The sequence below is a fragment of the Mesorhizobium sp. P2_D5 genome, assembly GCF_056404355.1.
On record NZ_JBFUEE010000002.1, the window covers coordinates 247,620 to 266,381 of the forward strand.

Annotated in this window: 21 protein-coding genes and 1 pseudogene; 12 read left to right on the plus strand and 10 right to left on the minus strand. The window is 64.5% G+C overall.

What is annotated here, in order from left to right; all coding sequences use genetic code 11:
* Nucleotides 1-44 precede the first annotated feature (44 nt).
* The 3 genes from AC1DYW_RS08005 (at nucleotide 45) to AC1DYW_RS08015 (ending at nucleotide 3,658) form a co-directional block, all read left to right on the plus strand.
* A complete protein-coding gene (locus tag AC1DYW_RS08005) occupies nucleotides 45-1,028 on the plus strand; it encodes an ABC transporter permease (protein ID WP_477225755.1) in 984 nt (327 codons plus the stop codon).
* Between the two features lie 5 nt (nucleotides 1,029-1,033).
* On the plus strand, nucleotides 1,034-2,536 hold the full coding sequence (locus tag AC1DYW_RS08010; RefSeq protein ID WP_477226407.1) for a sugar ABC transporter ATP-binding protein: 1,503 nt from the start codon (nucleotides 1,034-1,036) through the stop codon (nucleotides 2,534-2,536).
* Nucleotides 2,537-2,689: 153 nt separating this feature from the next.
* Nucleotides 2,690-3,658, plus strand: a complete 969-nt coding sequence (locus AC1DYW_RS08015; RefSeq protein WP_477225756.1) for an ABC transporter permease — start codon at nucleotides 2,690-2,692, stop codon at nucleotides 3,656-3,658.
* 83 nt (nucleotides 3,659-3,741) lie between these two features.
* Here the strand turns inward: AC1DYW_RS08015 and gloA are convergent, their stop codons facing one another.
* Nucleotides 3,742-4,149: a lactoylglutathione lyase gene (gene gloA, locus AC1DYW_RS08020; protein WP_477225757.1), complete on the minus strand. Its 408-nt coding sequence runs from the start codon at nucleotides 4,147-4,149 to the stop codon at nucleotides 3,742-3,744.
* A 161-nt stretch (nucleotides 4,150-4,310) separates the two neighbouring features.
* Between gloA and AC1DYW_RS08025 the strand changes: the two genes are divergently transcribed.
* Nucleotides 4,311-5,750 (plus strand): FAD-binding oxidoreductase, encoded by a 1,440-nt coding sequence (locus AC1DYW_RS08025; RefSeq protein WP_477225758.1) that lies wholly within the window; start codon nucleotides 4,311-4,313, stop codon nucleotides 5,748-5,750.
* A 7-nt stretch (nucleotides 5,751-5,757) separates the two neighbouring features.
* Nucleotides 5,758-6,543 (plus strand): FadR/GntR family transcriptional regulator, encoded by a 786-nt coding sequence (locus AC1DYW_RS08030; RefSeq protein WP_477225759.1) that lies wholly within the window; start codon nucleotides 5,758-5,760, stop codon nucleotides 6,541-6,543.
* A 314-nt stretch (nucleotides 6,544-6,857) separates the two neighbouring features.
* On the opposite strand, the gene AC1DYW_RS08035 is transcribed toward AC1DYW_RS08030, so the two are convergent.
* The gene (locus AC1DYW_RS08035; RefSeq protein ID WP_477225760.1) at nucleotides 6,858-7,280 is read right to left on the minus strand and encodes a M48 metallopeptidase family protein; all 423 of its coding nucleotides are present in this window, start codon (nucleotides 7,278-7,280) and stop codon (nucleotides 6,858-6,860) included.
* A 389-nt stretch (nucleotides 7,281-7,669) separates the two neighbouring features.
* On the opposite strand from AC1DYW_RS08035, the gene AC1DYW_RS08040 reads away from it, so the two are divergent.
* Nucleotides 7,670-7,888: a hypothetical protein gene (locus AC1DYW_RS08040; protein ID WP_477225761.1), complete on the plus strand. Its 219-nt coding sequence runs from the start codon at nucleotides 7,670-7,672 to the stop codon at nucleotides 7,886-7,888.
* A gap of 293 nt (nucleotides 7,889-8,181) precedes the next feature.
* Nucleotides 8,182-8,895 (plus strand): SOS response-associated peptidase, encoded by a 714-nt coding sequence (locus tag AC1DYW_RS08045; RefSeq protein WP_477226408.1) that lies wholly within the window; start codon nucleotides 8,182-8,184, stop codon nucleotides 8,893-8,895.
* A gap of 269 nt (nucleotides 8,896-9,164) precedes the next feature.
* Here AC1DYW_RS08045 and AC1DYW_RS08050 read toward each other — a convergent pair whose 3' ends face one another.
* A complete protein-coding gene (locus tag AC1DYW_RS08050) occupies nucleotides 9,165-9,983 on the minus strand; it encodes an alpha/beta fold hydrolase (RefSeq protein ID WP_477225762.1) in 819 nt (272 codons plus the stop codon).
* Nucleotides 9,984-10,096: 113 nt separating this feature from the next.
* Nucleotides 10,097-10,627: a TetR/AcrR family transcriptional regulator gene (locus tag AC1DYW_RS08055; protein WP_457152747.1), complete on the minus strand. Its 531-nt coding sequence runs from the start codon at nucleotides 10,625-10,627 to the stop codon at nucleotides 10,097-10,099.
* Between the two features lie 228 nt (nucleotides 10,628-10,855).
* Here AC1DYW_RS08055 and AC1DYW_RS08060 point away from each other — a divergent pair.
* Nucleotides 10,856-11,635, plus strand: a pseudogene (locus AC1DYW_RS08060) (IS5 family transposase).
* Between the two features lies 1 nt (nucleotide 11,636).
* Here the strand turns inward: AC1DYW_RS08060 and AC1DYW_RS08065 are convergent.
* A complete protein-coding gene (locus AC1DYW_RS08065) occupies nucleotides 11,637-11,951 on the minus strand; it encodes a hypothetical protein (protein WP_477226409.1) in 315 nt (104 codons plus the stop codon).
* A gap of 100 nt (nucleotides 11,952-12,051) precedes the next feature.
* Here AC1DYW_RS08065 and AC1DYW_RS08070 point away from each other — a divergent pair, with 100 nt between their 5' ends.
* The 3 genes from AC1DYW_RS08070 (at nucleotide 12,052) to AC1DYW_RS08080 (ending at nucleotide 13,559) form a co-directional block, all read left to right on the plus strand.
* Complete coding sequence (locus AC1DYW_RS08070) at nucleotides 12,052-12,231, plus strand: hypothetical protein (RefSeq protein WP_477225763.1); 180 nt, start codon at nucleotides 12,052-12,054, stop codon at nucleotides 12,229-12,231.
* A 14-nt stretch (nucleotides 12,232-12,245) separates the two neighbouring features.
* The gene (locus tag AC1DYW_RS08075; protein WP_477225764.1) at nucleotides 12,246-12,455 is read left to right on the plus strand and encodes a hypothetical protein; all 210 of its coding nucleotides are present in this window, start codon (nucleotides 12,246-12,248) and stop codon (nucleotides 12,453-12,455) included.
* A gap of 222 nt (nucleotides 12,456-12,677) precedes the next feature.
* Complete coding sequence (locus tag AC1DYW_RS08080) at nucleotides 12,678-13,559, plus strand: AraC family transcriptional regulator (protein ID WP_477226410.1); 882 nt, start codon at nucleotides 12,678-12,680, stop codon at nucleotides 13,557-13,559.
* A gap of 16 nt (nucleotides 13,560-13,575) precedes the next feature.
* Here the strand turns inward: AC1DYW_RS08080 and AC1DYW_RS08085 are convergent, their stop codons facing one another.
* On the minus strand, nucleotides 13,576-14,481 hold the full coding sequence (locus AC1DYW_RS08085; protein WP_477225765.1) for an NAD(P)-dependent oxidoreductase: 906 nt from the start codon (nucleotides 14,479-14,481) through the stop codon (nucleotides 13,576-13,578).
* 127 nt (nucleotides 14,482-14,608) lie between these two features.
* Here AC1DYW_RS08085 and AC1DYW_RS08090 point away from each other — a divergent pair, with 127 nt between their 5' ends.
* Nucleotides 14,609-15,349, plus strand: coding sequence for a FadR/GntR family transcriptional regulator (locus AC1DYW_RS08090; RefSeq protein WP_477225766.1), 741 nt, complete (start codon nucleotides 14,609-14,611; stop codon nucleotides 15,347-15,349).
* A gap of 8 nt (nucleotides 15,350-15,357) precedes the next feature.
* Here AC1DYW_RS08090 and AC1DYW_RS08095 read toward each other — a convergent pair whose 3' ends face one another.
* The 4 genes from AC1DYW_RS08095 to AC1DYW_RS08110 are packed head-to-tail and all read right to left on the minus strand — an operon-like array spanning nucleotide 15,358 to nucleotide 18,720.
* Nucleotides 15,358-16,089 carry an ABC transporter ATP-binding protein gene (locus AC1DYW_RS08095; RefSeq protein ID WP_477225767.1) on the minus strand — a complete coding sequence of 244 codons (732 nt, stop codon included), beginning with the start codon at nucleotides 16,087-16,089 and terminating at the stop codon, nucleotides 15,358-15,360.
* Nucleotides 16,086-16,808 carry an ABC transporter ATP-binding protein gene (locus tag AC1DYW_RS08100; protein WP_477225768.1) on the minus strand — a complete coding sequence of 241 codons (723 nt, stop codon included), beginning with the start codon at nucleotides 16,806-16,808 and terminating at the stop codon, nucleotides 16,086-16,088. Before AC1DYW_RS08100 ends, AC1DYW_RS08095 begins: the two co-directional genes overlap by 4 nt.
* Nucleotides 16,805-17,842 carry a branched-chain amino acid ABC transporter permease gene (locus AC1DYW_RS08105; protein ID WP_477225769.1) on the minus strand — a complete coding sequence of 346 codons (1,038 nt, stop codon included), beginning with the start codon at nucleotides 17,840-17,842 and terminating at the stop codon, nucleotides 16,805-16,807. The genes AC1DYW_RS08100 and AC1DYW_RS08105 overlap by 4 nt, the downstream gene beginning before the upstream one ends.
* Nucleotides 17,839-18,720 carry a branched-chain amino acid ABC transporter permease gene (locus AC1DYW_RS08110; RefSeq protein ID WP_095080594.1) on the minus strand — a complete coding sequence of 294 codons (882 nt, stop codon included), beginning with the start codon at nucleotides 18,718-18,720 and terminating at the stop codon, nucleotides 17,839-17,841. Before AC1DYW_RS08110 ends, AC1DYW_RS08105 begins: the two co-directional genes overlap by 4 nt.
* Nucleotides 18,721-18,762 lie beyond the last annotated feature (42 nt).

The window sequence follows — 18,762 nt, forward strand, 5'->3', positions numbered from 1 at the left end:
CAGAACCCCTGAAGTCCGTTTCGGACATCGAGCGGACGACGCTTATGACATTTCTCCCCGGCCGCATCGCCACCATGTTCGGTGGCAGGCGCTGGCGCAGCCTGGCGCCGCTGGCGGTGCTGGTCGTGCTCTGCCTGCTGATCGCCATTGCCAATCCCAATTTCATCGAGTTGCGCAACCTGGTGCGCCTCGCCAACTCGGCCGCCGTGCCGCTGACGCTGGCGATGGGACTGACCTTCATCATCCTGATGGGCAGCATCGACCTCTCGGTCGAGGGCACGCTGTCGGTCTCGGCGATGGTCGTGGTGCTGCTCGCCGCCAATGACAGCAACGGCAACGAGTATGGCTGGTGGGCGGTGCTGGCCGCGATCGTCGCCGGCACCGCCATGGGTTTCGTCAGCGGCCTCGTCCAGACCATGCTGCGCATCCCGTCCTTCATGGCCACGCTCGGCATGTGGTTCATCGGCCTTGGCCTGTCGGTCTATATGCTCGGCGGCTCGGCGATCCGTCTCAACGACACCTCGATCCGCGAGCTGGCGTTGGCCCGTTTCCTCGGCCTACCGCTGGCGGTGTGGGTCGCCACCGGGGCGTTCCTGCTCGCCGCCGTCATCCAGTATCACACCAAGCTCGGACGCCACATCCTGGCCATCGGCGGTGACGAGGACGTCGCCAAGCTCTCCGGCGTCAACGTGGTGCGCGTGCGCATCACCGCCTTCGCGCTGGCCGGCTTCTTCTTCGGCATTGCCGGCGTGCTTGCCGCGGCACAGCTCGGCCAGTCGCATGCCGTCATCGGCGACGGCCGGCTGTTTGCCGCGGTCACCGCCGTCGTTGTCGGCGGCACGGCCTTGACCGGCGGCGAAGGCGGCGTCGTCAACACGCTGATCGGCGTGCTGATCGTCACCGTGCTCGCCAACGGCATGATCCTGCTCGGCATTTCGCCCTACATCCAGCAGACGGTGCAGGGCCTGATGATCATCGCCGCGGTGGCGCTGTCGCTCGACCGCGTCCGCCTCAGGATAGTCAAGTGACCGCCATGCTGAGCGCTTCCGGCATCATCAAGAATTTTCCTGGCGTCCAGGCTCTGCGCGATGTCTCGATCGAGGTCCGGCCGAACGAAGTGGTCGGGCTGATCGGCGAGAACGGTGCCGGCAAGTCGACGCTGATGCGCGTGCTGGCTGGCAGCTACCGGCCGGACGGCGGCAGCCTCACCCTCGACGGCGAGCAGCTGCGCATGCGCAGCCCGCGCGACGCGGCACGGCATGGCATCGGCATGGTGTTCCAGGAACAGTCGCTGGTGCTCAATCTGACGGTCGCCGAAAACATATATCTCGGCGAGGAAGACCGCTTCACCCGCTTCGGCATCGTCAACTGGCGCGCCATGAACGCGGCGGCGCGCCGGCAACTGGCCAAGATCGGCATCGACATCGACGTCACCGCGCGCACCTCCGAGCTCACCTTCGCCGCGCGCCAGATGGTCGAGCTGGCCAAGGCGCTGACGCTTGAGGAAGTGGTCGAGCGGCAGCTGCTCATCCTGCTCGACGAGCCGACCTCGGTGCTCAACGCCGCCGATATCGATGTGCTGTTCGCCCGCGTGCGCTCGCTCAAATCCCGCGCCAGCTTCGTCTTCGTCTCGCACCGTCTCGACGAGGTGCTTGCGATCTCCGACCGCGTCTACACGATGAAGGACGGTGCGGTCGTCGCCGAGCATCGCGCGGCCGATGTCACCGCGCCGGAGCTGCACGAGATCATGGTCGGGCGCGGGCTGCAGGCCGAATATTACCGTGAGGCCCGCCAGCAGGCGCCGCGCGAGACGGTCATGGTCGAGGCAAAGGGCTTGGGGGCAAACGGCGCCTATCACGGCGTCGACCTCAAGATCAGGGCCGGTGAGATCGTCGGCATTGCTGGCGTCGTCGGCTCCGGCCGCGAGGAGGTGACGCGCACCATCGGCGGCTTCCTCCAGCACGATGCCGGAGAAATGAAAATCGCCGGCGACGCGGTGCGTTTCGCCTCGCCGGAACCCGCGGTGCGCAGGGGGATCGGCTATGTGCCGCGCGAGCGTAGGCTCGAGGGGCTGGTGATGTTCCTGTCGATCGCGGAGAACATTTCGCTGGCTGACCTGTCGAGCGTCATGCGCCATGGTGCGATCGACTATGGCAAGGAACGCCGGCTCGCCGCCGACTGGATCAAGCGGCTGCGCATCAAGGCGCCGGGCCCCGATGCCGCCTGCCGCAAGCTCAGCGGCGGCAACCAGCAGAAGGTGGTGCTGGCGCGCTGGATGACGGCGGGCTCGCGCATCCTCGTGCTCGACCATCCGACGCGCGGGCTCGATGTCGGCGCCAAGGAGGAGGTCTACGAACTGGTCCGCGATCTCTCCGCGCAAGGCGTGGCGATCCTTTTGATTTCCGACACGCTGGAGGAGACCATCGGCCTGTCGCACCAGGTGCTGGTGATGCGCGACGGCGAGATCACCGCGCGTTTCGACGCCAGCCCGGGCAACAAGCCGAACCAGGTGGAACTGTTGCGGGCGATGGTATGAGAGACCGTTTGCAAACTCTGCTCTGGCGGCCATCTGAAGGCGTTTTCTGCGCTTCCGGTGCTCACGGACCAACGTCCGCTGCGCTCCGGTTCTCGAAACCACCATCATATGACTCGCCAGAGCGAGTTTCGAAACAGTCTCTGAGGCAGGCCGATGAATGAAGCTTTCTCGCTGCGGCGCATCTTCGAAGGCAAGTGGACGCAGGGCGCCATTCCGCTGGTCCTGCTTGTCGCCCTGCTTCTGATCATCGAGATCGCCGCGCCCGGCTTTCTCACCGGCGAGACCGTGGCGCTTTTGTTCGCCAACACCGCTGTGCTGTTCATCCTGGCGACCGGCGTCACCTTCGCCATCCTGCTTGGCGGCATCGACCTGTCGATCCAGGCGGTCGCCTCGCTGGCCAGCGTCATCCTGGCGCAGCTGCTGCCTTCGCTCGGCCTTGCCGCCTTTCCGGTGGCGATCCTGTCCGGGCTCGCCTTCGGCACCTTGAGCGGCATTGTCCATGTCAAGCTGCGCGTGCCGTCCTTCGTGGCGACGCTCGCCACCGGCGGCGTGGTCACCGGCATCGCGCTGTGGGTGTCCGACGGCCGCGCCATCACCATCGAGGAAGGCGGCCGCGAAAACACCGCCTGGATCAACGCCACGGTCGCCGGCCTGCCAGTGGTGGTGCTGATCTCGGCGGTCATCTGCGTCGCCAGTTTTCTGGCGCTGCGCTACACGCGCTTTGGCCGCCAGGCGATTGCCGTCGGTGCCGGCGAGCCGGCCGCCTGGGCGGCGGGCATCAATGTCGACCGCACCAAGATTATCGCCTTCGCCGCCTCCGGCATGCTGGCCGCCGTCGCCGGCGTGGTCTTGGCGGCGCGACTGTCGAGCGGCTCGCCGGTCCTCGCCAACCAGCTGCTGCTGCCGGCGATTGCCGCCGTCATCGTCGGCGGCACCGCCATCACCGGCGGGCTGGGCGGCGTCGCGCGCACCGCGGTCGGCGCGCTGATCATCTCGATCGTGCGCATCGGCATGACCTTCGTCGGCGTCAACATCTTCCTGGAAAACATGGTGTTCGGCGCGGTGCTCATCGCCGCCGTCGCCATCACCATCGACCGCAGCAAGATCGCGGTCATCAAGTGACAAATCCATCCGCACCGCCTCCCAAGCAAGCGCGGACCGGACGGGGTCGCATCAAAGGCGTGATGCGGCCCCGCCCCATCAGGTCACAGCATCGTGTCGAGGCCGATCAGCTCGATCTTGTAGCCGTCCGGATCCTCGACGAAAGCGATATGGGTGGTGCCGTGCTGCATCGGCCCGGGCTTGCGCGGAATCTTGGCGCCGCGCTTTTCGAGTTCGGCGCAGACGGCGTCGTTGACGCCGAGCGCCAGGTGGCCGAAGCCGGTGCCGATCTCGTAGGGCTCTTCGCGCCCCCAGTTCAGCGTCAGCTCGACCACGGCTTCCTTGTCCTCCGGCCCATAGCCGACAAAGGCGTTGGTGAACTTGCCGCCGGGATAGTCCTCCCGGCGCAGCAAGGTCATGCCGAGGACCTCGGTGTAGAAGGCGATCGACTTGTCGAGGTCGAGCACCCTGATCATGGTGTGCATATAGCGAAAGCCCGGGGCGTCGCTCATTGGGAAAGTCCTCCGTGTCGGGTGATTGGCTGGTCTGACCGTCCACATCAAACAGCTGGCGGGAGCGTGGCCTCGCTTGATGTTCTAAATCAGGGTTGTATGATAACACGACAAGCAAGGTGGTTGTCCAGTCGTTTTCCCAGAGGGTCCAGAGCCAGGTCATGAATGTCGTGCCGCCCATTTCCGCATCGCTGCTATCGGCCCTGGCCGGCGTGCTGCCGGATGGCGGCTTGTTGACCAGCGACGAAGACCTGGCGCGCTACAGCCGTGACTGGTCCGGCGACCATTTCGGCCGCCCGCTGGCGGTCGCTCGTCCGGCCTCGGTCGAGGAGATGTCGGCGCTGATGCGGCATTGCCACGCGGAGCGCATCCCGGTCGTGCCGCAAGGCGGCCTGACCGGCCTCGTCGGTGCTGCGGTGGCCGCCGATGGTGGTGAGATCGTCATCTCCCTGGAGCGCATGAACCGGATCCGCTCGATCAGCTCGATCGACTTCGCCATGGTGGTCGAGGCCGGCTGCATCCTCGAGGACGCCAAGCGCGCCGCTGGGGAAAGCGACTGCCTGCTGCCGATCACCTTCGGGGCGCAGGGAAGCTGCCGCATCGGCGGCAACGTCGCCACCAATGCCGGCGGCTTCAACGTGCTGCGCTACGGCATGACGCGCGACCTGGTGCTCGGCCTCGAAGTGGTGCTGGCCGATGGCCGGATCTGGAACGGGCTGAAGGTGCTGCGCAAGGACAATCGCGGCTATGACCTCAAGCAGATCTTTATCGGCTCGGAAGGCACGCTCGGCATCGTCACTGCCGCCGCACTGAAACTCTTTCCCAAGCCGACGCAGATCGAGACGGCGCTGGTCGGCCTGCGCTCGGTCGAGGACGCCATGGCGCTCTATGCGCGGGCCCGGCGCGACTGCAGCGACCTGCTCACCGCCTTCGAACTGATCCTGCGCCAGGGCATCGAGATCACCATGCGCGAGGGCGCGGACTTTGCCGATCCGCTGGCAAAAGCCTATCCGGCCTATGTGCTGATCGAGGTTTCCTCCGGCGGGCTGATCGACCTGTCCGCCATGCTCATGGGTTTTCTCGGCGGCGTCGCCAATATCGTCGAGGACGGCATCGTCGCATCGACCCGGGCGCAGGCCGAGCGGCTGTGGCTCTATCGCGAGATCATGGTCGAGCGGCAGGGCAGGGGAGGCCGCTATCTGCGCACCGACGTCTCGGTGCCGATCTCCAAACTTGCCGATTTCGTCACCGACGCGCTCTTCGAATTGCAGCGCGCCCGGCCCGACGCGCTCGCCGTCACCTACGGCCATGTCGGCGACGGCAACATCCATTTGAACGTCGTGCCGCCGGAAGGCATGGATCCGCAAGCGGTGGAGCAACTGTTCGAAGAGGCGGAAGCCGAGATCTTTGCCGTCGTCGACCGCTATGGCGGCTCGATCAGCGCCGAACACGGCATCGGCCGGGTCAAGCAGAAGGCCTTCCTCGAGCGGATCGATCCGGTGACACTTGATCTGGCGGCAGGCATCAAGCAAGCCTTCGATCCGCGCCATATCCTGAGCAATGGCCGCATTCTGGCAAGCAAGGCCAATCATGGTCTATAGGTGAGCGATGACGCTGAAGCTCGACAAGGTCAATCGCGGTCCGCACCTCTCCACTTTGGTTGCGAGTTCGATCTCGCGCGAGATCGCGCAGGGGCGCCTGAAGCCCGGCGACCAGTTGCCGACCGAGCAGGCGCTGGCGACCACCTTCGGCGTCAGCCGCAACGTCGTGCGCGAGGCGATCGCCCGGCTGCGCTCGGAAGGCCGCATCTGGTCGCAGCAGGGGCGGGGGGCCTTCGTGGTGGAGAGCACCAACCCGACGGTGCTGACCATCGACTACGAGGCGCTGCAGCGCGCCGACTCCTTCCGCAACCTGTTCGAGCTGCGCGGCATCCTCGAAGTGCAGGCGGCTGCCCTTGCCGCAAGGCGGCGCACCGAAGCCGATCTCACCGCGATGGGCGATGCGCTGGCCGGCATGCGCGCGGCCCCCTATGGCAGCGTTGCCTGGCTGCGCAGCGACCTCGAATTCCACCGCACCGTCGCCGAGGCGACGCGCAACGCCTATATGGGCCAGTTCCTGGTCTTCGTGTCCGAGCGGGTGCGCGAAAGCATTCTTGCCGCCGGCAACCAGCAGAAATCGGATGACATGGCCCGCATCACGCTCGGCGAGCACGAGCGCATCCTGGCCGCCATCCGCGCCGGCGATGCCGAAGCGGCGCAGACGGCGATGCGCGACCATCTGGCGGGCGCGGCGTTGCGGGTTGGACTGCACGATGGTGAGGCGGTTGCGGAGGCAAAACCTGCGGTGCGGCACTCAAGGTTGAGGAAAGCTATCCGCGGGCAAGCAGCGGGATGAGGTCGCACCCCTGCACCTTGGAGAGCTATGGCGGCTCTATCGGATTGTTCCATGTCTAGCCATGTAACGAGAACATGGTGTGCGACATCCTGATATGCAATTTCGACCGCGCTCAACAGTGGTCGGCTAACAATGCTACGCAGTAATCGCCCGGGGTTCGAATCCCTCCCTTTCCGCCATATAAATTTCCTAACAATTTGATCTGATTTAATTTTTCTGAAGGCAGTTCCAGTTGGCTGCACCGCTGGCTGTACCTTCAACCGGCGCTTGGGGGCGTTTTCGACGCCAAGCAGCCTTCTGCGTACGCCATCTGTTCAGATATCGAGGAACTCCGAGCTCAGACTTCCCTGATTGGCGTCCAGCCATGCCTTCGACGCCTCGAAGCCAAGCACAATCGTTTGCAGGAAGTCCCAGACTGCGGGCCCGTGCGAGCGGTGCCGAAGATGGGTCAGCTCGTGGGCAATGACATACTTCAGCACCTTCCTCGGAGCGAAAACGAGATGCCAGTTGATGAGGATATTACCTTCAGCGCCGCATGATCCCCAGCCATTGGCGAAATCAGCGGCGCGGATCGTGCGAGGTCGAGACAGTATCTTCGAGCCGGTCATGAAGCGCGGCACGGCATGCCGGTTGGAGATGACCCGCTCCATCTCGCGAACGGTGTTGAACACCCACTGCCGCTTGCGCTCCAAGAAGTCTGCGATGTCGTGGTCGTCGTCGCTGGTGAGGGCCAGCACCTCGACATGGCCCGGCGTGACGGTGATGCGGCGTTCCGATGCCGCAGCCGAGCGACGAAGTTCGTAGGGGATTTGCCTTCGGCCTATCTGGAGCGTCGGCGTCAGGCAGCGCCCCCATATGGCCCGCCCCCGTCTGCTGGAAATGCCGGGGGGATGCGCTACCGGCGGGATCGAAGCGGCGTTTGCTGCTTCGACGCGGCGGGCTCACGTGCTTCGGAGCTTTGCCTTGCCTCGCGACTGATGATGTCGGTGACCTGACTGGATGCGATGACATTGACGGGATGACAGATCAGGAGCAAGTTGAGCGCACCGACCGAGCCCCGGGCGGGCCCGGCCACCGCGTGTGCGGTGAAAACCTCGAGCAGCACGGAGACTGACGGGAGGAAGAAATGATCCGGGTCAAGGACGTTTGCGATCGAGCACAATCGCTATGGCTGCGGGTGGTGCGATCGACCCACCCTGTCGACGATGTCGAGAACGACGAGCTGTATCGGCTGATCGACGGCAAAAACAAGGATAACACCGGCACCAACTTCGAGGCGTCCCGCTTCGACATCGAGACCCGTCTATCGCGGTGGGAGAGCTACAAGCCGCCGAACCGTAACTGAAAACTATTCCGGTTCGGAGTACTTTGGACAGCCCAGCCACCGCGCTGGGCTTTTCCATTTCAGTGAACAATGCGATCGGCTATCTCGGCTCGAAGCCGGGCTACGAGCGCGAGTGGCCCGACCGCGACCCGGCGAGCACTGCGAGGGCGCAGCAAGATGCTGATGGCGAAAGCGGTCAGTTGGCTTTCGGCGCGAACCTTGCCCGTCCACTCTTCCATCGACATTTGCTGCCGGTCGCTGGGTTCGAATTTTTCGACTGGTCGGCAGAGTGCTCTCACGGCAGAGTGTGGGCCATGTGCAATCTCTACAACATCACCACGTCGCAAGAAGCCGTCCGCCAGTGGACCCGGACTTTGCGGGACATCTTGGGCAACCTTGAGCCGTCCATCGACATCTATCCCAACCAACCCGGTCCGGTGGTGCGTAATGCGCTGGACGGACAGCGGGAGCTTGCCAACCTGCTGTGGGGCATGCCGACGCCCCTCGAGCGGATGAAGGGCAAGGCGGACTACGGCACCACCAACATACGCAATCCCCAGTACGGCCATTGGCAGCAATATGTCGGCGTCGAGAACCGCTGTGTGGTGCCGGTGACGAGCTTTGCAGAGCCGAGCCCGACGCCCGGCGACAAGGACCCTGAGACGGGCATCCAGCGAAACTATTGGTTCGCGCTCGATGAGGACCGCTCGCTGTTCTTCTTCGCTGGGCTCTGGACGCCATGGCAGGGGGTGCGCAAGGTCAAGGACGGCCCCGGCGACTTCGAGCTTTACGGTTTCATGACGACCGCGCCGAACGCCCTCATCAAGCCGATCCACGAAAAGGCCATGCCGGTCATCCTGAGGACGCAAGAGGAAATCGAAACCTGGCTGACAGCGCCTTGGTCGGAAGCGAAGCGGCTGCAGCGCACGGCCCCGGACGATGCCCTGGTGATTGTCGAGAAGCCGGCGACGCAGATCAAGTTTCCGCAGCAGGCACCGCAGGCTCCGGCTCAGGGCTCACTGTTCTAGGCGGTGTGGACAAATTCCGCATACCACGGTAGCCCCCCCAAGCGCCCCCTGGGGCCGGCAGGGAGCGAGGCGCGAGGCCGACGACCGAGTGGACCTCAAGGCCGAGCAACGCTGCCAAGGCCGCCGCTTCGATCGGGACCTTGGTCGATGAATTTTCGAGGAGGGTTTGAGCTTCTTGTTCGTTCCTTCGTCACTATGGCGAAACCCGAACCCTCCTCAATAAACACCCCTAAATGTCTACCATAGGCGATAATGGATGAGAGATGTCGTCAAGACCTGATGAACGAGAGCAGGTCGGGGTTGAGGACATCCGCATGCGTGGTGAGCATGCCATGGGGATAGTCGGGATAAGTCTTCAGCGACCCGTTCTTAAGCAGGTCGACCGCACGCGGCACGGAACTTGCGAACGGGACGACTTGATCAGCCTCGCCATGCATCACCAGCACCGGCACGGTGATCTTCTTGAGGTCTTCGGTATAATCTTCGAGCCAAGAGTCGACAGTCGCGTAGTGAGCGAGGGCACCGCCGGCCATGCCTTGGCGCCACCAGTTCGCAATGATCGCCTCCGAAGGCTTCGCCCCATCCAGGTTGTAGCCGTAGAACGGATTCTCAGGGACGAAACGGTAGAACTCCGACCGGTTGCCCAGCACGCCTGCCCGGATCGCTTCGAACCACTCCGGCGGTTGACCGGACGGGTTGTCCTCGCTCCGGTACATGTTCGGCGTCAATGAAGCGACCAGCGCCGCCTTCGCGACGCGCTCCTGGTGGCGAGCGACATAGCGCGCCACCTCACCGCCACCTGTGGAGTGGCCGATGTGGATCGCGTCGCGCAGGTTGAGGTGTTCAGTCAGGGCCGCGAGGTCGGCAACCCAGTGGTCCATGTCGTTGCCAGTGCTGGGCTGGTCGGACCGGCCGTGGCCGCGCCGGTCGTGGGCGATCACCCGATAGCCGTGGCGAAGGAAGAAGGTCATCTGGGCGTCCCAGTCGTCCGCTGTCAGCGGCCAGCCGTGGCTGAAAACGATCGGCTGGCCTGAGCCCCAGTCCTTGTAGAAGATGTCTACGCCGTCTGTAGTAGTGATCGTGGGCATTGTTCAGCTCCTTTAGATTAGCCGCGGATGAGAGTCATCGCTCGCTGGCGCGGCGTTCCAGCGATGATCCGGTAAACTAAGACGACCAGTCGTCTATTAATTGGTCAAAATGTTTAACTCAGCAGAGAGGGCAAAACAAAGCGCTCGAAGCTGTCGAAGGGCGCCCGGCTACGTTCGACCTTGGCCCGCATGACCGCCCCTTCGAACGTGTCAATCAGCGCGACGGCAAGCTGCCCTGGATCCTTTCCGGCCGACAATTCCCCTTTCTCCTGCGCTTCCCGCAAGCATGAGGCGAGCGCGGCCGACCACTCGCGATAGATCGCCGCAAGCTTGATCCGCACATCCTCGCTCGTCGGCGTGACCTCCAGTGCCATGTTCCCGATCAGGCAGCCGACCGCGTAACGGCGGCGCTCGTGAAACTCGGCAAGCCCGGCGAAATAGCGCGCGATGCGCGACAAGGGCGGCGTCCGGCGTTGATTCAAAATGGCCCCATACTCAGCGACAACCGCCTCCCAATATTCGGTCAATACGGCGACGGCGAAGGCTTCCTTGCTGTCGAAGTAATTATAGAACGAACCCTTGGGCACGCCGGCTGCCGCGGTGATCTCCTGCACGCCCGTGGCGTTGAAGCCGCGGGTGCTCACAAGGTCTCCCCCTTTTTCCAGGAGGCGCGATCGCGTTTCAGGATTGGCTGGTCTAGGCATGGGTTAATATATGACTGGTCGTCTTATTATCGTCAAGCAGTTTTTTGGTGTGGGCACCGGTTCGTCCGGTTGAACTGCGTTTCCAGCCGTTGAAACTACCGGATAGACGAGGCATGCCGTTGACGCCGTCTCACTGTATTGATTCAAGGCTGTTTTTTGGAGGCAGGCTTGAGCAGAGGCGATCTCACCGAAGCGGAATGGCGGGTTTTGAAGGGCCTATTGCCGATTGAGCCTGTAAATCGAGCTCGCGGCAGGCGACCCGAACAGAACCGTTCGATCATAAACGGCATCCTCTAGCGGCTTCGATGTGGAGCGCCGTGGCGCGACGTGCCGCCCAAATACGGTAGCTGGAATACCATCTATCGTCGGTTCCGACGATGGGCCGAAGCCGGTCTGGGAGACCGTAGCGGTGACGTTGGCTGAGGTCATGGCGGACAGCGGTCACTATAGCATCGACAGCACTGCCGTCCGCGCCCATGTCTCGGCTGCGGGCGGAAAAGGGGGACTCATCAACGCGCTCTTGGCCGCTCGCGGGGCGGGTTCACCAGTAAGCTTCACTGCCTGGCTGACGCCCTCGGACGACCGCTCGCTTTCATCCTAACCGGCAGCGAAGCGGCAGACTGCAAGGCGTATGATGCATTATTCGGCTTGCCCGAGCGCACGCCCGATGCCCTGCTCGCAGACAAGGGATACGATGCCGACGCCATTCGTGCCGACCTTGCCGATCGGAAGGTCGAGGCCGTCATTCCAGGTCGCTCAAATCGTCGCGTAAAAATCGAGCATGACCGCGCGCTCTACAAGCAGCGCAATCGCATCGAACGCATGTTCGGTCAGCTGAAGGTCAACCGCGCCATCGCCACACGCTACGACCAACTGGCCAGCAGTTTCCTCGGAATGATCCATCTCGCCACCGCCAGATATTGGCTCAAATTTGTCCACGCCGCCTAGGCTAGCTGTCATCCCGCCATATCACGCGGCGCACCATGCGGATTTCAACAAGCCGCCTCACGCGTATCTTCATGCCCTCCAATGCGCTTGGCAGCAGGATATCCACGTCGAGCTCGCGGCGTTTGCACCGCTCGCAACGCATGTGCCGGGCCACGTCCCAAAACGGAATGTCCCCGACGAGCTTGACGAGATCCCCCGGCAGATAGTGGCGGGTGATGTTGCAGTTGATGCAGCGGACGCGGATCAGTTGCCCGACCTCATGCGCTCGGCACAAGGTCTGCACAAGGCGGCGCGGTCGTCTGCTCTGTTCCGGCATGGCCAAAAATAGGAACCTATTCCTCGCCGAGTCAATTCGCTCTTGACATTTTCGTTCCCTTTTTGTTCACTGCGGCCATGCAGCGTTTGGAGGAATTGCCGTGGATCGCATTGTCACACTTAACTCTCGTCAAGAGGCCGCCCTCCAGGCCCACGCCGAGGACTTCATCGCAGTCTACAAGGGCGACGTGATGAAGGCGCTCAAGGAAATGATCGTGCTCAACGGGCACCTTCAAGAGCGGCTCGACGCGCTCTCGGCCCCGCGCAGAGCAAGCCGCTAGGGGAGGGGCCGCAAATGGCCACGATGCACCTGGACGCTGAATCCAAAGCCGAGTTGCACACCGAAGCGGAGAAGCTCATAGCCCGCTACGAAAGCCCGCTTGAGACCGTGAAGGCGCTGATGGCCTACAACTGCGAGCTTGAGACCCAAATCCTCGCTCTCGCCCATAGGTATCCGGGGCTGGTGGCGATCAGCTACGACCCTATGCCTCCCATAGTCGTCTGATTGCCATGACCCGCATGGCGGGGTGAATGCCGCTCATTTGAATTGGGACGAGTCGAAGCCGGCGATAGCAGCGCTCTTCCGCTTGGCGCCGTTCAACTGCGGATCGGGCTTGCCCGTAGGCCGTTGCTGGCAGGCGCCTGTTGATCCATGCCAAATCGCAAGATCGGTCGAGCGCGACATATCCCGAAGGGCGTAGCTGATGTCGCCACGGAGGAAGAGACGGTGAAGGCGTCACTTGAAAACTACCATGCCCGGATGCAGCGGGTGCTGGACCACATCGACCGGCATCTGGACGACGATCTGGGCCTGGAAGCACTGAGCGGCGTCGCGGCGTTCTCGAAATACCATTTCCACCGGCAGTTCATGTCCACCTTCGGCTTGTCCGTGCATCGCTATGTCCAACTCGCCCGCATGAAGCGCGCTTCGTACCGGCTGGCCTACACGGATGCCCAAAGCGTCACGGACATAGCGATGGATGCCGGCTACGACGCCCCCGATGCCTTCGCCCGCGCCTTTCGGCAACGGGTCGGGCAATCGCCGTCGTCGTTCCGGAAGTCTCCCGAATGGGAGCCGTGGCTTGCGGCCTTCGGGCCTCTCGACAACGCCAGGAGCAAGCTCATGCAGAAGATTTTTACCACCGACGACGTGACGATCCGCGATGTGGCCCCGACGCCGGTGGCGATCATGGAGCATCGGGGCGACCCGGCGATGCTCGGCGCCACCATCCAGCGGTTCATCGCCTGGCGCAAGGCCGCCGGCCTACACCCCAGGACAAGTCCGACCTTCAATGTCTGGCGCTCCGAGCGGCGTCCTGCGTCGCCTGCCGATTACAGCGTGGACCTTTGTGTCGGGACCGGCCAACCGATCGAGGCGAACGACGAACACATGAGGGCTGGCGTGATCCCCGGCGGACGCTGCGCGGTGCTGCGTGTCGTCGGCAACACCCACAATCTCGAGCCTGCCGCGCTCTACCTCTATCGCGACTGGCTGCCGGCGAGCGGCGAGGAAGCACGCGACTTCCCGATCTATTGCCAGCGGCTGAGCTTCGTCCCGGAGGTGCCGGAACGTGAGACGGTCGCGGAGCTGTTCCTGCCGCTGAAATAGCACCGCTCCCACCCCGTCACATCTCCGGCGGCTCAACCAGCGAAACCCCGTTCAGGCCGGCGACGATATCCGACAGCGCCGGCACGAACTTCTCGCCATGGCCGGTCGCGACCGCGGTGGCAAAGCCGTTGCGCACCGCCGCACCGATCGGGTTGGCGACATTGGCGGCCTGGGCGAAAGAGGCGAGATAGGTCATGTCCTTCAGCGCATTGACGATGGCGAAGCGCTGGGCGTTCTCGTTGCGGGTCAGCACGAAATCGAAGAAGGCCTGGTAGAAGCCGCAATCCATGCGGCTGCCCGAAATGACGCTGTTGAAGACGTGCGGCGTCAGCCCGGCCTTGGCGCCGAGCGTCAGCGCTTCCGAATAGATCGCCGAATAGCCCATCGAGACGAAATTGTTGAGCAGCTTCATCGTGTGGCCGCTGCCGGTCGGGCCGGTGTGGACGACGCGCGCCGCAAACGCCTCGAGCACCGGCCGCGCGCGGGCGACGGCGTCGGCTGGGCCGCCGACCATGACGTCGAGCTTGCCCTCGGCCGCTTCCTTGGGCGTGCGCGCCAGCGGCGCATCGATCAGCGTCACGCCAAGTGCCGCCAGGTCAGCGGCAAGCGCTGTCGTCGAGGACGGGTTGGAGGTCGAGCAGTCGATGACCAGCAGCGGCTTGCCCGCCGCGCCCAGGCCATCCGGTCCCTTGACCAGCATTTCGACCTCGCGCGAACCGGTGACGCACAGGATGACGACATCGCAGGCGGCGGCGAGCGCGCGCGGGCTTGCCGCTTCGGTGGCGCCGGCTGCGATCAGCCGGTCGGCGGCGGTGCGGCTGCGATGCACGCACACCGCCAGCGGCCAGCCCTTGCGCAGCAGATTGTCGGCCATGCCGGCGCCCATGCTGCCCAGACCGATGAAGCCTATGCGTTCTTTCATGCAATCCTCCAAATGGCCCACGTTGGCGGGCCGCATTTCGTCACCTTGCGGCGGGCACCTGTCGATGCAATCCTTTGAAGAAGAATCGGCCTTTGCCGAAGAATCGGACCGGAGGCCGTATTCCCCGATGGCGGAGCCCATGCTTTTCGATGCCATACCGCAAGCGCCCAATCTGCGGACCGGGCTGGTCAACACGCTGATCGCGCAGATCGAATCCGGCGACCTGGCGCCGGGTCAGCGGCTGCCGACCGAGCAGGAGATCGTCGCCGCCACCGGCGTCAGCCGCACCGTCGTACGCGAGGCACTTGCCGCGCTGCGCGCCCGTGGCCTGATCACCACGCGCCAGGGCCTCGGCGCCTTCGTCGCCAAGGATCCGCTGCCGAGGACCTTTTCCATCCTGCCGGACGACCTTGAATCGATCGACGAGGTGCTGCGCGTGCTCGAACTGCGCATGGGCATCGAGGTCGAAGCGACAGGGCTTGCCGCCGAGCGGCGAAGCGACGCGGCGCTCGAGCAGATGGCGTCGCGGCTTGACGCGCTGGAGGCGGCGGTGCGCGCCGGAGGGTCGGGCTCGGAAGAGGATTTCGGTTTCCATCGCGCCATTCTCGCGGCGACGCAGAACGCCAATTTCACCCGGCTGTTCGACACCTTCGGCAGCGCCATGATCCCGCGCCAATGGATACGGCTCGACCGGATGACCCTGCCGGAGCGGGAGAAGTACCTGGCCCGCATGCAGCGCGAGCACCGCGCCATTCTCGCCGCAATTGAGGCCAGGGATGCCAACGCGGCGCGGCGCGCCATGCGCAGCCATCTGACCAAGAGCTATGCCCGCTTCGAGGAGTTGCGCGACAGGGCAAGCCACGACTGAGCGCTTGCTCATGCCGTGGCTCCCGCCACGCCGCCGAGATAGAGTTCGCGCATCAGCGACATGTCGCGCAATTCGGCAATCGGCCCGGAGACGACGATGCGGCCGTTCTGCATGAGATCGCCGCGCGACGCGACGGAGAGCGCCAGGCCGGCATTCTGCTCGACCAGCAGCACCGAAGCGCCGAAGCGCTCGCCGATGCCGAGGATGATCGCCTTGATCTCCTTGACCAGCAGCGGCGACAGGCCGAGCGACGGCTCGTCGAGCAGCAGCACGCGCGGCCGCGTCATCAGCCCGCGCGCGATGGCCAGCATCTGCTGCTGGCCGCCGCTCAGCGAGCCGCCCTTGTCGCGCCGCTTGGTGGCAAGGATCGGGAAGAAGGCCAGCATGGTTGCGAAATCGGCCTCCACGGCGGCGGCGTCGCGGCGTGCATAGGCGCCAAGACGCAAATTCTCCTCGACGCTCATCTCCACGAAGATCTTGCGCCCTTCCGGCACCAGCACGACGCCGCGCCTGGCCATGACATCGGCGGCAAGCTCGGTCACGTCAGTGCCGTCGAAGGAGATGCTGCCGGCGCGCGGCCGGATCAGCCCGGCGATCGCCTTGAGCAGCGTCGACTTGCCGGCGCCGTTTGGGCCGAGGATGGTGACGATCTCGCCCGCCCCGAGCGTCAGCGAGACGCCGCGGTTGACGATGGTCGGCCCGTAGCCGGTGACGACCTCGGAAACGGCGAGCAGGTTCACAGATCGCCTCCCAGATAGACTTCCAGCACCTTGGGATCGGCAAGCACCGTCTCGGTCGGCCCATCGGCGATCTTGGAGCCGAAATCGAGCACGGCAAGGCGCCGGCACAGCATCTGCATCAGCTTCATGTCATGATCGATGACGCAGACGGATATGCCGTGGCCGGGAAGCTGACGGACAAGTCCGACAAGAGCTGTGGTTTCGCGGTCGTTGAGGCCTGCGGCGGGTTCGTCGAGCAGGAGCAGCGACGGCCGCGTGGCGAGCGCCAGCGCAAGGCCGAGCAGGCGCAGGGAGCCGAATGGCAGCACGCCGGCCTTCTCATTGGCAACCGCGCTCAGCCCGACGAAGTCGAGCAGCGCCTGCGGCGTCGGCCACGGGTTGGCGGTGCCGCCGGTCCCCACATGCTCGCCGGCGATCCGGACATTCTCCAGCACGCCAAGGCCTGCAAAGGCCATTGCCTGCTGGAAGGTGTAGCCGATGCCGGCCCGCGATATGGCATGCGGCTTGAGACCGGTGATGTCCTGACCGCGGAACAGCACGGTGCCGCCGCTCGGCCGGTGCACGCCGGTGACGACATTGAACAGCGTGGTCTTGCCCGAACCGTTCGGACCGACGACACCAAGGATTTCACCCTCTTCGATGGCGAGGTCGACGCCTGCCAGTGCGGTGACGCCGCCGAACTGCTTGCTCAGGCCGCTGATGGCCAGGATCGGGCTCATCGCCGCGCCTCCGAGGGCGCCGCGTTGCGCTGTTCCGTCTCCTGTTTCGGCTTACCCGAAACCACCGCACGAAGCGCCCGCACGATGCCGCCGATCAGGCCATCGGGCAAAAGCATGATCACCGCGATCAGGCAGACGCCGTAAACGATGCGCGACTGGACCGGATCGAGGTTGAGCACTTCCGGCAGGAAGGCGACCAGGATGCCGCCGGCGAGCGGTCCCTCGATCAGGCGGGCGCCGCCGATCATGACCATCAGCGCCAAATAGATGCTGGGGAAGGAGGAGAACTGCGACGGGGAGATATGCCCGAGGAAATAGGCCAGCAACACGCCGGAGATGCCGGCAAAGACGCCGCTGACGACAAAGGCGCCGATCTTGTGCCGGCCGACATTGATGCCGAGCGAGGCGGCAAGCTTCTCGTTCTCCCGGATGGCGCGCAGCGTGCGGCCATAGGACGAGTTGATGATCGCCCAACTCGCCACCGCCGCGGCCGTCACGAAGGCCACCACCATCAGGTAATAGCGCGTCAAATCGCTCATATCGGCGCCGAACAAGGTGACCGGGCCGGCAAGGTCGAGCCCGGTCGCGGCACCGGTATAGTCGCCGCCATTGGTGAGGACGATGGCGAGCAACTGCCCGAAGGCAAAGGTCATGATGACAAAATGGTGGCCGCCGACCCGCAGCGACGGAATGCCGACGATCATCGCGAACACGGCACTTGCCAAAGCCGCCGCCGGCAGTGCTGCCCAAAACCCCACGCCAAAGTCCCGCGCCAGGATCGCCGCCGCATAGGCGCCGACGCCGACCAGGGCCGCGTGCCCCATCGACAGGATGCCGGTCTGGCCGAACAGAACCGACAGCCCGTAGAGTGCGATCACATTGATTCCGGCCGAGATCGCCAGCGACAGGAAGCGGTTGCTCGGCGAGAACAACGGAACCAGCGCGATCAGCGCCAGGATGACCAGCACCGGCAGCAGCGATCGCAACGCCTTGAGGCCGGAACCGGCGCGATCCTGGTGGAGGCCTGCCGTCATGACGCCATCCGGGGTCCGCTGGTGCCGCCGAACAGGCCATGCGGGCGAACGATCAGCACCAGGATCATCAGGGCGAAGGAGTAGGCATCGGTCCATTGCGAGAAGCCGTAGCCGGCGCTGAAGCCTTCGACGATGCCGAGGATGAGCCCTGCGGCGACGGCGCCGTAGATGTTGCCGAGCCCGCCGATCAGCGCCACGGCAAAGCCCTTCATCACCATGGTGCCGCCGGTGAACGGCGTGATCGGAAACAGCGCGATCAGCAGCGCCCCGCCGAGCCCGGCCAACGCACTGCCGAGCACGAACACGCCGGTGATGTAGCGGCGCACCGGAATGCCCATCAGGGCCGCGGTGTCGCGGTCCTCGACGCTTGCCCGCAAGGCGCGGCCGTAGCGGCTGGCCGTGATCATGCGGAAGCTGAGTGCCACCACGGCAATGGTGATCGCGATGACCATGACCCGCACCGAGGCGATGCGCACGCCGCCGACCTCCCAGACCGTGGTCAGCGGGCGCGGAATGCTCTTCTGGTTGGGGTTCCAGAACAGCACGACGACATGCTGCAGCACGACGATGAGGCCGAGCGAAACGATGAAGCCATTGGTCGGCCGCTCCAGCGTGAACCGGAAAAGGCCGCGCTCGAGGATGTAGCCCATCAGCCCGACCGCCAGGATCGCCAGCACCACCGCCAGCGGGAAGCCGAGGCCGGCGCTGACGGCAAGCCAGGTGACGATGCCGCCGATCATCAGGAATTCGCCATGGGCAAAGTTGATGATGCCGGTCAGGCCGAAGATCAGGGTGACGCCGATGGCGATCAGCGTGATGACGCTGGCGATCGAAAGCCCGTTGAGGATCTGCTGGATGAAGATGTCCACGGCTCGCATTCTCTGTCGAAGTGATGGCGCTTTTCACGTGGTGGCCGGCTT

Coding starts and splice junctions, on each gene's coding strand:
- AC1DYW_RS08030 (WP_477225759.1), top strand. CDS start 5,758: ATGACGCTGAAGCTCGACAAGGTCAATCGCGGTCCGCACCTCTCCACT.
- AC1DYW_RS08045 (WP_477226408.1), top strand. CDS start 8,182: ATGTGCAATCTCTACAACATCACCACGTCGCAAGAAGCCGTCCGCCAG.
- AC1DYW_RS08025 (WP_477225758.1), top strand. CDS start 4,311: ATGAATGTCGTGCCGCCCATTTCCGCATCGCTGCTATCGGCCCTGGCC.
- AC1DYW_RS08050 (WP_477225762.1), bottom strand. CDS start 9,983: ATGCCCACGATCACTACTACAGACGGCGTAGACATCTTCTACAAGGAC.
- AC1DYW_RS08005 (WP_477225755.1), top strand. CDS start 45: ATGACATTTCTCCCCGGCCGCATCGCCACCATGTTCGGTGGCAGGCGC.
- AC1DYW_RS08100 (WP_477225768.1), bottom strand. CDS start 16,808: ATGAGCCCGATCCTGGCCATCAGCGGCCTGAGCAAGCAGTTCGGCGGC.
- AC1DYW_RS08085 (WP_477225765.1), bottom strand. CDS start 14,481: ATGAAAGAACGCATAGGCTTCATCGGTCTGGGCAGCATGGGCGCCGGC.
- AC1DYW_RS08010 (WP_477226407.1), top strand. CDS start 1,034: ATGCTGAGCGCTTCCGGCATCATCAAGAATTTTCCTGGCGTCCAGGCT.
- AC1DYW_RS08040 (WP_477225761.1), top strand. CDS start 7,670: ATGATCCGGGTCAAGGACGTTTGCGATCGAGCACAATCGCTATGGCTG.
- AC1DYW_RS08090 (WP_477225766.1), top strand. CDS start 14,609: ATGGCGGAGCCCATGCTTTTCGATGCCATACCGCAAGCGCCCAATCTG.
- AC1DYW_RS08015 (WP_477225756.1), top strand. CDS start 2,690: ATGAATGAAGCTTTCTCGCTGCGGCGCATCTTCGAAGGCAAGTGGACG.
- gloA (WP_477225757.1), bottom strand. CDS start 4,149: ATGAGCGACGCCCCGGGCTTTCGCTATATGCACACCATGATCAGGGTG.
- AC1DYW_RS08105 (WP_477225769.1), bottom strand. CDS start 17,842: ATGACGGCAGGCCTCCACCAGGATCGCGCCGGTTCCGGCCTCAAGGCG.
- AC1DYW_RS08075 (WP_477225764.1), top strand. CDS start 12,246: ATGGCCACGATGCACCTGGACGCTGAATCCAAAGCCGAGTTGCACACC.
- AC1DYW_RS08065 (WP_477226409.1), bottom strand. CDS start 11,951: ATGCCGGAACAGAGCAGACGACCGCGCCGCCTTGTGCAGACCTTGTGC.
- AC1DYW_RS08110 (WP_095080594.1), bottom strand. CDS start 18,720: ATGCGAGCCGTGGACATCTTCATCCAGCAGATCCTCAACGGGCTTTCG.